Below are 13,476 nucleotides of genomic sequence, written 5' to 3'. Positions count from 1 at the left end.
CTTTATTGACGCCGTAACGGGCATTGCGGACACCGGTGATCATGCCTGTGATCATGCACTTTCATCGATACGCCCTAATTGCCCGCTGCTTACCATTGGTTGCGGTCCGTGGCCAAGCCCCGATCTTCACAGCCCTTCACGGGTGTGGCACAGGTCACGGAACGGTCACTGGTCGGTGTGCGTCTCGTGCGGGAATCCGAGATCGCCGTCGCTCGTGAACGCGTGCACGCACGCGTGGGGCGTCCGCATTCGCCACCCGCCTCCCTCTGAGGTGTGAACGCGGTCCACTATCAGGGGAGCTCTGTCCATCTCCAATTTGCATGCACGCGAAGTCTCTTGATATTGAGACGCCGCCTGTGACCAGCGATAACGGGAGAAAATGTCACCTCTGGTGATCGGATGGACGCTTCGAGTGTGAAGATCACCGCCCGTCCGGCTTCATGATCCTTCGTCAGGTGGTGGAGATCACAAAGGTTCGGCAATACCCCGTGTCGCAGATCACAGACCCTCGGGCATAGGATGCGGGGCAGTTGGGCTTGTGACCTGCTTCACATGTTCTCGATCTTCGCCGGGACGGGCGCGGTTCGCGGGGCGGACGAGGTGGGCGGGCCCGATGCAATCGCCAGCAGTCAGTGCCGACTGAGAGGAGCGAGGAGCGGTGAACGCGTATGCGCCCATCCTCGTACTGGGAGCCCTCGGGGCAGGCTTTGCGATCTTCTCCGTGATCATGGCTTCGCTTATTGGCCCGAAGCGGTACAACCGGGCCAAACTCGAAGCGTATGAATGCGGGATCGAGCCGACACCCACGCCGGCCGGCGGTGGGCGATTCCCCATCAAGTACTACCTGACGGCGATGCTCTTCATCGTCTTCGACATCGAGATCGTCTTCCTCTACCCCTGGGCCGTCACCTTCGACGCCCTGGGTGTTTTCGGGCTCGTGGAGATGCTGCTCTTCGTGCTCACCGTCTTCGTGGCGTACGCGTACGTATGGCGGCGCGGCGGCCTGGAATGGGACTGAGGGGCCTCTAAGACATGGGACTCGAAGAAAAACTGCCGAGCGGATTCCTGCTGACCACCGTCGAGCAGGCCGCGGGCTGGGTGCGCAAGGCGTCCGTCTTCCCCGCCACGTTCGGACTCGCCTGCTGTGCCATCGAGATGATGACCACCGGCGCGGGCCGCTACGACCTCGCGCGCTTCGGCATGGAGGTCTTCCGCGGTTCGCCCCGCCAGGCGGACCTGATGATCGTGGCCGGCCGGGTCAGCCAGAAGATGGCGCCGGTGCTGCGGCAGGTCTACGACCAGATGCCCAACCCCAAGTGGGTGATCTCCATGGGGGTCTGCGCCTCCTCGGGCGGCATGTTCAACAACTACGCCATCGTGCAGGGCGTCGACCACATCGTCCCGGTCGACATCTATCTGCCCGGCTGCCCGCCACGGCCCGAGATGCTGATCGACGCGATTCTCAAGCTCCACCAGAAGATCCAGACCTCCAAGCTCGGCGTGAACGCCGAGGAAGCGGCCCGCGAGGCCGAGGAGGCCGCGCTCAAGGCACTCCCCACGATCGAGATGAAGGGGCTGCTGCGATGAGCGACGCGAACGGCACCGGCGCGGACCGGCCCGCCGAGGGGGTCAACCCCGAGAAGGACCTCGCCGCTTCCAACCTCCCCGGCCAGCGCGGCGACGGCGGCGAGGAGATCCGCGTCCAGCGCGGCATGTTCGGCGCCGACAACGGCGGCGACACCTCCGGATACGGCGGCCTGGTCCGCTCCGTCCGGCTCCCGGGCGCCTCGGCGAGGCCGTACGGGGGTTGGTTCGACGAGGTCGCCGACGAACTCGAGGGCGCCCTGGAGGAACAGGGGCTGATCCCCGGGAACGTGATCGAGAGGACGGTCGTCGACCGTGACGAGCTGACGTTCCACGTAGAACGCGCGTACCTGCTCGCCGTCGCCCAGACCCTGCGCGACGACCCCGCCCTGCGCTTCGAACTCTGCACGGGCGTGAGCGGAGTCCACTACCCGCAGGACAAGGGCCGCGAACTGCACGCCGTCTACCACCTGCGGTCGATCACCCACAACAGGCTGATCCGCCTCGAGGTCAGCGCCCCGGACAGCGACCCGCACGTCCCGTCCCTGGTCTCCGTCTATCCGACGAACGACTGGCACGAGCGTGAGACGTACGACTTCTTCGGGATCGTCTTCGACGGCCACCCGGCTCTGACGCGGATCATGATGCCGGACGACTGGCAGGGCCACCCGCAGCGCAAGGACTACCCCCTCGGCGGCATCCCCGTCGAGTACAAGGGCGCCCAGATCCCGGCTCCGGACCAGCGGAGGTCGTACTCATGAGCACGCAGCACGCAACTCCGCGCGACACCACCGAGGGCGCCGTCTACACGGTCACCGGTGGCGACTGGGACGAGGTCGTCCAGTCCGCGGCCCGTGCCGACGACGAGCGCATCGTCGTCAACATGGGCCCGCAGCACCCCTCCACGCACGGCGTTCTCCGCCTCATCCTGGAGATCGACGGAGAGACGGTCACCGAGGCCCGCTGCGGCATCGGCTACCTGCACACCGGCATCGAGAAGAACCTCGAGTTCCGCACGTGGACGCAGGGCACCACCTTCGTCACGCGCATGGACTACCTGACGTCCTTCTTCAACGAGACCGCCTACTGTCTCGCCGTCGAGAAGCTCCTCGGTATCGAGGACCAGATCCCCGACCGCGCCACCCTCATCCGCGTGCTCCTCATGGAGCTCAACCGGCTGTCCTCGCACCTCGTGTGCATCGCCACCGGCGGTATGGAACTCGGCGCCACCACGATCATGATCTACGGATTCCGTGATCGTGAAATGATTCTCGACATCTACGAGCTCATCACGGGCCTGCGGATGAACCACGCGTACATCCGCCCCGGCGGACTCGCCCAGGACCTGCCACCCGGCGCGGTGGACCACATCCGCGAGTTCGTGAAGAAGATGAAGAAGAACCTCCCCGAGTACGACAAGCTCGCCACCGGGAACCCCATCTTCAAGGCCCGTATGCAGGACGTCGGTTATCTCGACCTGGCCGGCTGCATGGCCCTCGGCGCCACCGGCCCGATCCTGCGCTCGACCGGCCTCCCGCACGACCTGCGCAAGTCCCAGCCGTACTGCGGCTACGAGACGTTCGAATTCGACGTCCCCACCGCGGACTCCTGCGACTCCTACGGCCGCTTCCTGATCCGCCTGGAGGAGATGCGTCAGTCGCTCAGGATCGTCGAGCAGTGCCTGGACCGGCTGCAGCCCGGCCCGGTCATGGTCACCGACAAGAAGATCGCCTGGCCCGCGCAGCTCGCCCTGGGCCCGGACGGTCTGGGCAACTCCCTGGACCACATCAAGAAGATCATGGGCACCTCCATGGAGGCCCTGATCCACCACTTCAAGCTGGTGACCGAGGGTTTCCGCGTCCCGCCGGGACAGGCGTACGCGGCCGTCGAATCACCCAAGGGCGAACTCGGGGTGCACGCCGTTTCCGACGGAGGCACCCGGCCCTTCCGGGTCCACTACAGGGACCCGTCCTTCACCAACCTGCAGGCCATGGCGGCGATGTGCGAAGGCGGCCAGGTCGCCGACGTCATCGTCGCCGTCGCGTCCATCGACCCCGTGATGGGAGGCGTCGACCGGTGACCACCACTCCCGAGGGCGTCAGCCTGGGCATGCCCCAACTGCCCGCGCCCGATTACCCGGACGACGTTCGAGCCCGGCTCGAAGCGGACTCCCGCGAGGTCATCGCCCGCTACCCGGACTCCCGGTCCGCCCTCCTGCCGTTGCTGCATCTCGTGCAGTCGGAGGAGGGGCATGTCACGCGCACCGGGATGCGGTTCTGCGCGGACATGCTGGGCCTGACCACGGCCGAGGTCACCGCGGTCGCCACCTTCTACTCCATGTACCGCCGGGGCCCCTCCGGCGACTACCAGGTGGGCGTCTGCACCAACACCCTGTGCGCGGTGCTGGGCGGCGACGCCATCTTCGAGACCCTCCAGGAGCACCTCGGTGTCGCCAACGGCGGGACGACCGAGGACGGCAAGGTCACCCTGGAGCACATCGAGTGCAACGCGGCCTGCGACTTCGCACCCGTCGTGATGGTCAACTGGGAGTTCTTCGACAACCAGACGCCGGCCAGCGCCAAGCGCCTCGTCGACGACCTGCGCGCGGGCGTGGAGGTCGAACCCACGCGCGGTGCCCCGCTGTGCACGTTCAAGGACACCGCCCGCATCCTGGCGGGCTTCCCCGACACCCGGGACGGGGCTGTCGAGGCGAGCGGCAGCGCGGGTCCCGCCTCGCTGATCGGGCTCCGGCTGGCCAAGGGCGAGAGCCCCGCGCGCGTGGTGCACCCCAGGGGCGGCTCCTCCAAGAGCGCGCAGCCGCACGAGCCGTCGCCCGCCGAGCACCTCAGTTCGCACGACGCGCCGCAGGACACGGCGGCGTCCGACCCCTCCCACCCGGCGGGGCCCGTCACCGAGGAGGGAGAGTGATGACATTGGCACCCGAGAACGGGGGCACCGCCCGGGCGAGCGAATTCGAGCGTGGGGGGGAGACCGGTCCCGCGAAGCTGCTCTCACCCGTGCTGTCGGCCTTCTGGGACGAGGACAGGTCCTGGAGCCTGGACGCCTACCGGAGGCACGAAGGATACGAGGGACTTCGCAAGGCCCTCGCGATGACCCCGGACGACCTCATCGCGTACGTCAAGGAGTCCGGTCTGCGTGGCCGCGGCGGTGCGGGATTCCCTACGGGAATGAAATGGCAGTTCATTCCTCAGGGTGATGGAAAACCACATTATCTAGTTGTCAACGCCGACGAATCGGAGCCGGGAACCTGTAAGGACATCCCGCTCCTCTTCGCGAACCCGCATAGCCTCATCGAGGGCATTGTGATCGCGTGTTATGCCATCAGGTCTTCGCATGCCTTCATCTATCTGCGCGGTGAAGTCGTGCCAGTGCTGCGGCGGTTGCACGAGGCCGTACGTGAGGCCTACGCGGCGGGCTACCTCGGCAAGGACGCACTCGGCAGCGGACTCGACCTCGAACTCACCGTGCACGCGGGCGCGGGCGCGTACATCTGTGGGGAAGAGACCGCACTGCTCGACTCGCTCGAAGGCCGCCGGGGTCAACCGCGGCTCCGTCCCCCCTTTCCTGCCGTCGCAGGGCTCTATGCCTGCCCAACTGTTGTAAATAACGTCGAGTCGATCGCGTCGGTTCCCGCGATTCTGCAAAAGGGCAAAGAATGGTTCCGGTCGATGGGCAGCGAGAAGTCCCCGGGCTTCACGCTCTACTCGCTCAGCGGCCATGTCACCAGTCCGGGCCAGTACGAGGCCCCGCTCGGCATCACGCTCCGCCAACTCCTCGACATGAGCGGCGGGATGCGGTCCGGCCACCGGCTGAAGTTCTGGACACCGGGCGGCTCCTCGACACCGATGTTCACCGACGAGCACCTCGACGTCCCTCTTGACTACGAAGGAGTGGGCGCCGCGGGTTCCATGCTCGGCACGAAAGCACTCCAGTGCTTCGACGAGACCACCTGCGTCGTCCGGGCGGTCACCCGCTGGACCGAGTTCTACGCCCACGAGTCCTGCGGCAAGTGCACGCCCTGCCGTGAAGGGACGTACTGGCTCGTGCAGTTGCTGCGCGACATCGAGGCCGGCAAGGGAGTCATGTCCGACCTCGACAAGCTGAACGACATCGCCGACAACATCAACGGCAAGTCCTTCTGCGCCCTCGGTGACGGCGCCGCCTCGCCGATCTTCTCCTCCCTCAAGTACTTCCGCGAGGAGTACGAGGACCACATCACGGGCCGGGGCTGCCCCTTCGACCCGGCCAAGTCCACGGCCTGGGCCGACCGTACGGAGGTGAACGCATGACGGTGACCACGAGCGCTCCCTCCGGAGGAGGCGACGCGGCGGTCCCGCCGGAAGATCTCGTCTCGCTGAAGATCGACGGCATCGACATCAGCGTGCCCAAGGGCACCCTGGTGATCCGCGCCGCCGAACAGCTCGGCATCGAGATCCCGCGCTTCTGCGACCATCCCCTCCTCGACCCGGCCGGCGCCTGCCGCCAGTGCATCGTCGAGGTCGAGGGCCAGCGCAAGCCCATGGCGTCCTGCACGATCACCTGTACGGACGGGATGGTCGTCAAGACTCACCTCACCTCGCCGGTGGCCGAAAAGGCCCAGCACGGTGTGATGGAGCTGCTGCTCATCAACCACCCGCTGGACTGCCCGGTCTGCGACAAGGGCGGCGAGTGCCCCCTGCAGAACCAGGCCATGTCGCACGGCCAGGCGGAATCCCGCTTCGAGGGCAAGAAGCGGACCTACGAGAAGCCCGTGCCGATCTCCACGCAGGTGCTGCTCGACCGTGAACGGTGCGTGCTGTGCGCCCGCTGCACCCGCTTCTCCAATCAGATCGCGGGCGACCCGATGATCGAGCTGATCGAGCGCGGCGCGCTCCAGCAGGTCGGCACCGGCGAGGGTGACCCCTTCGAGTCGTACTTCTCCGGGAACACGATCCAGATCTGCCCGGTCGGCGCGCTGACCTCGGCGGCGTATCGCTTCCGCTCCCGCCCCTTCGACCTCGTCTCCTCAGCCTCGGTGTGCGAGCACTGCTCCGGCGGCTGCGCCACCCGCACCGACCACCGGCGCGGCAAGGTCATGCGGCGCCTGGCCGCACCCGACGCCGAGGTCAACGAGGAGTGGATCTGCGACAAGGGACGCTTCGGCTTCCGGTACGCGCAGAAGCCCGACCGCCTCCAGACGCCCCTGGTGCGCAACGCCGACGGTGTCCTGGAGTCCGCGTCCTGGCCCGAGGCGCTGGAAACGGCGGCGCGGGGACTCCTCGCGGCCCGCAGTCGCACGGGTGTTCTCACCGGTGGCCGGCTCACCGTCGAGGACGCCTACGCGTACAGCAAGTTCGCGCGCGTGGCCCTCGACACCAACGACATCGACTTCCGCGCGCGCGTGCACAGCGCCGAGGAGGCCGACTTCCTGGCCGCCCGGGTCGGCGGACGCGGTCGCGACCTCGACGGTACGGGTGTCACGTACACCTCGCTGGAGAAGGCGCCCGCGGTCCTGCTCGTCGGGTTCGAGTCCGAGGAGGAGGCGCCCGGCGTCTTCCTGCGGCTGCGCAAGGCCTGGCGGGGACACGGACAGCAGGTCTTCTCGCTGGCCACGCACACGACGCGCGGCCTGGAGAAGGCCGGCGGCACGCTGCTGCCCGCCGCCCCCGGCACCGAGACCGAGTGGCTGGACGCGCTCGGGAGCGGATTCGGGCTGGAGGAGAGCGGGGTGAAGGCCGCCGAGGCGCTGCGCACCGAGGGCGCGGTGATCGTCGTCGGTGAGCGGCTGGCGGCTGTGGCGGGCGGACTCACCGCCGCCGTACGGGCCGCTTCCACGACCGGCGCCCAGCTGGTGTGGATCCCGCGCCGGGCGGGGGAGCGCGGTGCCGTCGAGGCCGGCGCGCTGCCGTCGCTGCTGCCGGGCGGACGTCCGGCGACCGACCCGCGCGCGCGGGACGAGGTCGCCGCCGCCTGGGGTGTGGCCGGGCTTCCGCACCGCTTCGGCCGCGACACCGGCCAGATCGTCGAAGCCGCCGCCGGGGGAGAGTTGCGGGCCCTGCTGGTCGCCGGCGTCGAGGTCGCCGACCTGCCCGACCCGGCACGCGCGCGTGAGGCTCTTCACGAAGTGAGCTTCCTGGTGTCGCTGGAACTGCGGCCCAGCGAGGTCACGGAGCACGCCGACGTCGTCCTGCCGGTCGCCGCGGTCGCCGAGAAGGCGGGCACCTTCCTCAACTGGGAGGGCCGGGGCCGCCCCTTCGAGGCCGCGCTCAAGCCCGACCAGATGACCCGGCGCCTGGCGCCGTCCGACGCCCGGGTGCTGCAGATGCTGGCCGACGCCATGGACGTACACCTGGGGCTGCCGGACCTGCGGACCACGCGGGCGGAACTGGACCGGCTCGGGTCCTGGGACGGGGCGCGCGCCGCAAACCCGCTGGAGATCAGCGCCCAGTTGCCGCGTCCGGCCGCCGGAGAGGCCGTGCTCGCCGGGCACCGGCTGCTCCTCGACCAGGGTCGCCTGCAGGAGGGCGACGACGCGCTCGCCGGGACGCGGCACGCCGCACGCGCGCGCGTGTCGGCCGCCACGGCCGCCGAAGCCGGTGTCAAGGACGGCGATCTGCTCGCCGTGACCGGTGCCACCGGGACGGTCGAACTCCCCCTCGAGGTCACCGAGATGCCCGACCGTGTGGTCTGGCTGCCGCTGAACTCCACCGGAGGCGGCGTCGCCTCCGACACCGGGGCGCTGCCCGGCGCACTCGTCCGCATCGGCCCGGCGACGCTCGCCACCGCGGCCCCCAAGGAGGTGGAGGCATGAGCCCGTACCTCGCCGCTGAAGACCTCTCCCTGTTCGGCACCGACCCGTGGTGGCTGGTCGTCGTCAAGGCGGTCTTCTGTTTCGCCTTCCTGATGATCACCGTGCTGTTCTCCATCGTGTGGGAACGCAAGGTGGTCGCCTGGATGCAGCTGCGCATCGGCCCCAACCGGCACGGCCCCTGGGGCATGCTCCAGTCTCTCGCCGACGGCATCAAGCTGATGCTCAAGGAAGACCTGATCGTCAAGCGCGCGGACAAGGTCGTCTACATCCTCGCGCCGATCGTCGCGGCCGTCCCGGCCTTCATGGCGATCGCGGTCATCCCCTTCGGCCCGGCCGGCAACGAGGTCTCGATCTTCGGCCACCGTACGACGATGCAGCTCACCGACCTGCCGATCGCGATGCTCTACGTCCTCGCGGTCGCCTCGGTCGGGATCTACGGGATCGTGCTCGCGGGCTGGAGTTCCGGATCCACCTACCCCCTGCTGGGCGGTCTGCGGTCCTGCGCGCAGATGATCTCGTACGAGATCGCCATGGGCGCCGCGTTCGCCTCGGTGTTCCTCTACTCCGGGTCGATGTCGACCTCCACCATCGTCGAACAACAGCACGACCGCTGGTACGTCGTCCTGCTGCCGGTCTCCTTCGTGATCTACATCGTGACGATGGTCGGCGAGACCAACCGGGCCCCCTTCGACATGCCGGAGTCCGAGGGCGACCTGGTCGGCGGCTTCAACACCGAGTACTCGTCGATCAAGTTCGCGATGTTCATGCTCGCCGAGTACGTCAACATGGTGACCGTCTCGGCCGTGTCGGTGACGCTCTTCCTGGGCGGCTGGCGGGCCCCCTGGCCCATCAGCACCTTCTGGGAGGGCGCCAACCACGGCTGGTGGCCGATGGCCTGGTTCGTCATCAAGGTGCAGCTGCTGCTGTTCTTCTTCATCTGGCTGCGCGGCACCCTCCCGCGTGTCCGCTACGACCAGCTGATGAAGCTCGGCTGGAAGGTCCTCATCCCGATCTCGCTGGTCTGGCTGATGCTCGTCGCGACCGTACGGACCCTGCGCAACGAGAACTACGACTTCGCCGACATCGCCCTCTACGTCGCCGGCGGTGTCATCACCCTGCTCCTGCTCTCCTTCGTGGTCGACATGTTCCGCGACCAGGGCAAGGCGCCGCAGACGGAGGCCGCCGAGCCCGTCGCCTTCGACCCGATGGCGGGCGGATTCCCCGTACCGCCACTGCCGGGACAGGAGGCGCCGGCGGTGCCGCGCAGGCGCCCGCGCCGTGAGCGCGAGTTGATTGTCAGTGGTGGGTCGGATACTGGCAGTGACGGATCTCTGGATGGAAAGGAGGCGTCCGATGGCTGAGGAGCCGAAGGAGACCGGGCAGTCGAAGCCCGGCTTCCAGAACCCCGTGGCCGGCTTCGGCGTGACCTTCAAGGCCATGTTCAAGAAGCGGCTGACCGAGCAGTACCCCGAGCAGCAGAAGACCACCGCTCCCCGTTTCCACGGACGGCACCAGCTCAACCGCCATCCGGACGGCCTGGAGAAGTGCGTCGGCTGCGAACTGTGCGCCTGGGCCTGCCCCGCGGACGCCATCTACGTGGAGGGCGCCGACAACACCGACGAGGAGCGCTACTCGCCGGGCGAGCGGTACGGCGCGGTTTATCAGATCAACTACGCCCGCTGCATCCTGTGCGGTCTGTGCATCGAGGCGTGCCCCACGCGCGCGTTGACGATGACGAACGAGTTCGAGCTGGCCGACAGCAGCCGCGCCAACCTCATCTACACCAAGGAACAACTGCTCGCCGGACTCGAGGAGGGCATGGTCGACTCGCCCCACTCGATCTTCCCGGGCACCGACGAACAGGACTACTACCGGGGGTTGGTCACCGAGGCCGCACCCGGCACCGTGCGCCAGGTCGCCGTCTCCAAGGGCGAGAAGCCGGAAGAAGAGGGGGCGGGAGCATGAGCGCGCTCGCCGCCTACTCCACCTCCACGGGTGAGGCGTTCCAGTTCTGGGTGCTCGGCACCGTCGCCGTGGCCGGAGCCCTGTGCACCGTCTTCATGAGGAGGGCCGTACACAGTGCGCTCTGCCTCGCCGGCACCATGATCGTCCTGGCGGTGTTCTACCTGGCCAACGGCGCCTACTTCCTGGGCGTCGTCCAGATCATCGTCTACACCGGCGCGATCATGATGCTGTTCCTCTTCGTGGTCATGCTCGTCGGTGTCACCGCCGCGGACTCCCTCAAGGAGACCATCAAGGGCCAGCGCTGGCTGGCCCTGGTGTGCGGGCTCGGCTTTGGCGTCCTCCTGGTCGCGGGCGTCGCAAACGCCTCCCTGAAGGAGTTCGCCGGCCTCGGCCAGGCCAACGCCAACGGCAACGTGGAGGGCCTGGCCGCCCTCATCTTCACGAAGTACGTGTTCGCCTTCGAGATCACCGGCGCCCTGCTGATCACCGCCGCCGTCGGCGCCATGGTGCTCACGCACCGCGAGCGCACCGAGCGCGCCAAGACCCAGCGCGAGATGGCCGAGGAGCGCGTGCGGGAAGGCAAGCACCTGCCGCCGCTGCCCGCCCCAGGTGTGTACGCCCGGCACAACGCGGTGGACGTCGCGGGCCTGCTGCCCGACGGCACCCCGGCCGAACTCTCGGTCATGCAGACGCTGCGTCAGCGCGGCCAGATCCGTGATGTGTCCGCCGGGGCCATCAGCGACCTCAAGGCACTGGAACAGCGCGCCGAGGACCGTCTGGAACGCACCAACAGCGGCCCGGCCAACGGTTCAGCCGGTGGCTCGAACAGTGGGGAGGCGTCGAAGTGAATCCCGTCAACTACCTCTATCTCGCCGCCTTGTTGTTCACGATCGGCGCCACCGGCGTCCTGATCAGGCGCAACGCGATCGTCGTCTTCATGTGCGTCGAGCTGATGCTGAACGCCTGCAACCTCGCGTTCGTCACCTTCTCCCGAATGCACGGCAATCTCGACGGCCAGGTCATCGCCTTCTTCACGATGGTCGTCGCCGCCGCGGAGGTCGTCGTCGGGCTCGCGATCATCGTGTCCCTGTTCCGTTCCCGCCACTCGGCCTCGGTCGACGACGCCAGCCTGATGAAGCTGTAAGGGGTCGCTGAACCGTGAATGCTGAGAACCTGATTGCGCTGCTGGTGGCGGCGCCACTGCTCGGAGCGGTCGTACTGCTGTGCGGCGGCCGGCGGCTGGACGCCGTCGGCCACTGGATCGGCACAGCCCTCGCCGCCTGCTCCTTCGTGATCGGCGTGGTCCTCTTCGTCGACATGCTGGGCAAGAACGCCGAGCACCGCACCCTGACGCAGTACCTGTTCAGCTGGATCCCCGTCGAGGGCTTCCAGGCCGACGTGGCCTTCCAGCTCGACCAGCTGTCGATGACGTTCGTTCTGCTGATCACCGGCGTCGGCTCGCTGATCCACGTGTACTCGATCGGGTACATGGAGCACGACGAGCGCCGCCGCCGCTTCTTCGGCTATCTGAACCTGTTCCTCGCGGCGATGCTGCTGCTCGTCCTCGCCGACAACTACCTCCTGCTGTACGTCGGCTGGGAGGGCGTCGGCCTCGCCTCGTACCTCCTCATCGGCTTCTGGCAGCACAAGCCCAGCGCCGCGACCGCCGCGAAGAAGGCCTTCCTGGTCAACCGCGTCGGCGACATGGGCCTGTCGATCGCCATCATGCTGATGTTCACCACCTTCGGGACCTTCGCCTTCGGGCCGGTCTTCGACGCCACTGGTGAGACGAGCGAGGGCAAGCTCACCGCCATCGCCCTGATGCTGCTGCTCGCGGCCTGCGGCAAGTCCGCCCAGGTGCCGCTGCAGTCCTGGCTCGGGGACGCCATGGAGGGCCCGACCCCGGTCTCGGCCCTCATCCACGCGGCGACGATGGTGACCGCCGGTGTGTACCTGATCGTCCGCTCCGGGGCGATCTTCAACGCGGCGCCCGACGCCCAGTTGGTGGTCACCGTGGTCGGCGCCGTCACGCTCCTCTTCGGTGCGATCGTCGGTTGCGCGAAAGACGACATCAAGAAGGCGCTGGCCGGCTCGACCATGTCGCAGATCGGCTACATGATCCTCGCGGCGGGCCTCGGCCCCATCGGCTATGTCTTCGCGATCATGCACCTGGTGACCCACGGCTTCTTCAAGGCCGGGCTGTTCCTCGGCGCCGGCTCGGTCATGCACGGCATGAACGACGAGGTCGACATGCGCAAGTACGGCGGCCTCCGCACGTACATGCCCATCACCTTCGTGACCTTCGGGCTCGGTTACCTCGCGATCATCGGCTTCCCCGGCCTGTCCGGCTTCTTCTCCAAGGACAAGATCATCGAGGCGGCGTTCGCCAAGGGCGGCACCGAGGGCTGGATCCTCGGCGGTGTGGCTCTCCTAGGCGCGGCCATCACCGCGTACTACATGACGCGCGTGATGCTGATGACGTTCTTCGGCGAGGAGCGCTGGCGGAACCAGCCGACCGCGTCTCCGGCCGAACCGAGTGTGGAGCCGGCGGCCGAGCACCACGGCGCGCACGCCGAGCCGCACCCGCACGAGTCGCCCAAGTCGATGACGATCCCCATGATCGTGCTCGCCTTCGGGTCGGTCTTCGCGGGCGGGTTCTTCAGCATCGGTGACCGCTTCCTGCACTGGCTGGAGCCCGTCACCCAGCACGCGGAGGGAAACCCGCCGGTCAGCGCCCTCACGGTCACCCTGGCGACCATGGTCGTGCTCGTCATCGGCGTGGGCGTCGCGTACGCCCAGTACGGGCGCCGGCCGGTCCCGGTCCTCGCCCCGCGCGGGTCGCTGCTCACCCGGGCCGCCCGGCGCGACCTCCTCCAGGACGACTTCAACCACGTTGTCCTGGTGCGCGGCGGAGAGCACCTCACCCGCTCCCTGGTCTACGTCGACCACACCCTGGTCGACGGGGTCGTCAACGGTACGGCGGCCTCCATGGGCGGCCTCTCCGGACGGCTCCGCAAGCTGCAGAACGGCTACGCGCGCTCGTACGCGGTCTCGATGTTCGGCGGTGCGGCGCTCCTCATCGCCGCGACCCTGCTGATGAGGGCGGTCTGATACCG

12 protein-coding genes are annotated in these 13,476 nt (G+C 68.0%); all 12 read left to right on the top strand.

What is annotated here, in order from left to right; all coding sequences use genetic code 11:
* The first annotated feature begins 658 nt into the window (after positions 1 to 658).
* From ADL01_RS19995 to nuoL, 12 genes are read left to right on the top strand one after another with little or no spacing between them, the layout of a single operon-like run.
* Positions 659 to 1,018, top strand: a complete 360-nt coding sequence (locus tag ADL01_RS19995; RefSeq protein WP_005476348.1) for an NADH-quinone oxidoreductase subunit A — start codon at positions 659 to 661, stop codon at positions 1,016 to 1,018.
* A gap of 14 nt (positions 1,019 to 1,032) precedes the next feature.
* Positions 1,033 to 1,587: a NuoB/complex I 20 kDa subunit family protein gene (locus ADL01_RS19990; protein ID WP_053743379.1), complete on the top strand. Its 555-nt coding sequence runs from the start codon at positions 1,033 to 1,035 to the stop codon at positions 1,585 to 1,587.
* Positions 1,584 to 2,345, top strand: coding sequence for an NADH-quinone oxidoreductase subunit C (locus tag ADL01_RS19985; RefSeq protein WP_053743378.1), 762 nt, complete (start codon positions 1,584 to 1,586; stop codon positions 2,343 to 2,345). The genes ADL01_RS19990 and ADL01_RS19985 overlap by 4 nt, the downstream gene beginning before the upstream one ends.
* Positions 2,342 to 3,664, top strand: a complete 1,323-nt coding sequence (locus tag ADL01_RS19980) for an NADH-quinone oxidoreductase subunit D (protein ID WP_053743377.1) — start codon at positions 2,342 to 2,344, stop codon at positions 3,662 to 3,664. Before ADL01_RS19985 ends, ADL01_RS19980 begins: the two co-directional genes overlap by 4 nt.
* Before the next feature lie 29 nt (positions 3,665 to 3,693).
* The gene (gene nuoE, locus ADL01_RS19975; RefSeq protein WP_053743421.1) at positions 3,694 to 4,512 is read left to right on the top strand and encodes an NADH-quinone oxidoreductase subunit NuoE; all 819 of its coding nucleotides are present in this window, start codon (positions 3,694 to 3,696) and stop codon (positions 4,510 to 4,512) included.
* Positions 4,512 to 5,894, top strand: coding sequence for an NADH-quinone oxidoreductase subunit NuoF (gene nuoF / locus ADL01_RS19970; protein ID WP_053743376.1), 1,383 nt, complete (start codon positions 4,512 to 4,514; stop codon positions 5,892 to 5,894). Before nuoE ends, nuoF begins: the two co-directional genes overlap by 1 nt.
* Positions 5,891 to 8,395 carry an NADH-quinone oxidoreductase subunit G gene (locus tag ADL01_RS19965; RefSeq protein ID WP_053743375.1) on the top strand — a complete coding sequence of 835 codons (2,505 nt, stop codon included), beginning with the start codon at positions 5,891 to 5,893 and terminating at the stop codon, positions 8,393 to 8,395. Before nuoF ends, ADL01_RS19965 begins: the two co-directional genes overlap by 4 nt.
* Complete coding sequence (nuoH, locus tag ADL01_RS19960) at positions 8,392 to 9,756, top strand: NADH-quinone oxidoreductase subunit NuoH (RefSeq protein WP_053743374.1); 1,365 nt, start codon at positions 8,392 to 8,394, stop codon at positions 9,754 to 9,756. Before ADL01_RS19965 ends, nuoH begins: the two co-directional genes overlap by 4 nt.
* Positions 9,749 to 10,360: an NADH-quinone oxidoreductase subunit NuoI gene (gene nuoI / locus ADL01_RS19955; protein WP_053743373.1), complete on the top strand. Its 612-nt coding sequence runs from the start codon at positions 9,749 to 9,751 to the stop codon at positions 10,358 to 10,360. Before nuoH ends, nuoI begins: the two co-directional genes overlap by 8 nt.
* Positions 10,357 to 11,208 carry an NADH-quinone oxidoreductase subunit J gene (locus ADL01_RS19950; RefSeq protein WP_053743372.1) on the top strand — a complete coding sequence of 284 codons (852 nt, stop codon included), beginning with the start codon at positions 10,357 to 10,359 and terminating at the stop codon, positions 11,206 to 11,208. Before nuoI ends, ADL01_RS19950 begins: the two co-directional genes overlap by 4 nt.
* Positions 11,205 to 11,504: an NADH-quinone oxidoreductase subunit NuoK gene (gene nuoK, locus ADL01_RS19945; RefSeq protein WP_006382214.1), complete on the top strand. Its 300-nt coding sequence runs from the start codon at positions 11,205 to 11,207 to the stop codon at positions 11,502 to 11,504. The genes ADL01_RS19950 and nuoK overlap by 4 nt, the downstream gene beginning before the upstream one ends.
* A 14-nt stretch (positions 11,505 to 11,518) precedes the next feature.
* Complete coding sequence (gene nuoL, locus ADL01_RS19940; RefSeq protein WP_053743371.1) at positions 11,519 to 13,471, top strand: NADH-quinone oxidoreductase subunit L; 1,953 nt, start codon at positions 11,519 to 11,521, stop codon at positions 13,469 to 13,471.
* Positions 13,472 to 13,476: the final 5 nt, after the last annotated feature.

Origin of the sequence: Streptomyces sp. NRRL WC-3618 (assembly GCF_001280005.1) — a bacterium.
Taxonomy (GTDB): domain Bacteria; phylum Actinomycetota; class Actinomycetes; order Streptomycetales; family Streptomycetaceae; genus Streptomyces.
The sequence above is the reverse complement of the archived record's forward strand: the minus strand, read 5'-3'. Positions and strand labels throughout refer to the sequence as shown.

Bases quoted from the DNA above. Each gene is read 5' to 3' on its own strand.
- ADL01_RS19985 (WP_053743378.1), top strand. From the start codon at position 1,584: ATGAGCGACGCGAACGGCACCGGCGCGGACCGGCCCGCCGAGGGGGTC.
- nuoF (WP_053743376.1), top strand. From the start codon at position 4,512: ATGACATTGGCACCCGAGAACGGGGGCACCGCCCGGGCGAGCGAATTC.
- nuoE (WP_053743421.1), top strand. From the start codon at position 3,694: ATGCCCCAACTGCCCGCGCCCGATTACCCGGACGACGTTCGAGCCCGG.
- nuoH (WP_053743374.1), top strand. From the start codon at position 8,392: ATGAGCCCGTACCTCGCCGCTGAAGACCTCTCCCTGTTCGGCACCGAC.
- ADL01_RS19965 (WP_053743375.1), top strand. From the start codon at position 5,891: ATGACGGTGACCACGAGCGCTCCCTCCGGAGGAGGCGACGCGGCGGTC.
- ADL01_RS19990 (WP_053743379.1), top strand. From the start codon at position 1,033: ATGGGACTCGAAGAAAAACTGCCGAGCGGATTCCTGCTGACCACCGTC.
- ADL01_RS19950 (WP_053743372.1), top strand. From the start codon at position 10,357: ATGAGCGCGCTCGCCGCCTACTCCACCTCCACGGGTGAGGCGTTCCAG.
- nuoI (WP_053743373.1), top strand. From the start codon at position 9,749: ATGGCTGAGGAGCCGAAGGAGACCGGGCAGTCGAAGCCCGGCTTCCAG.
- ADL01_RS19980 (WP_053743377.1), top strand. From the start codon at position 2,342: ATGAGCACGCAGCACGCAACTCCGCGCGACACCACCGAGGGCGCCGTC.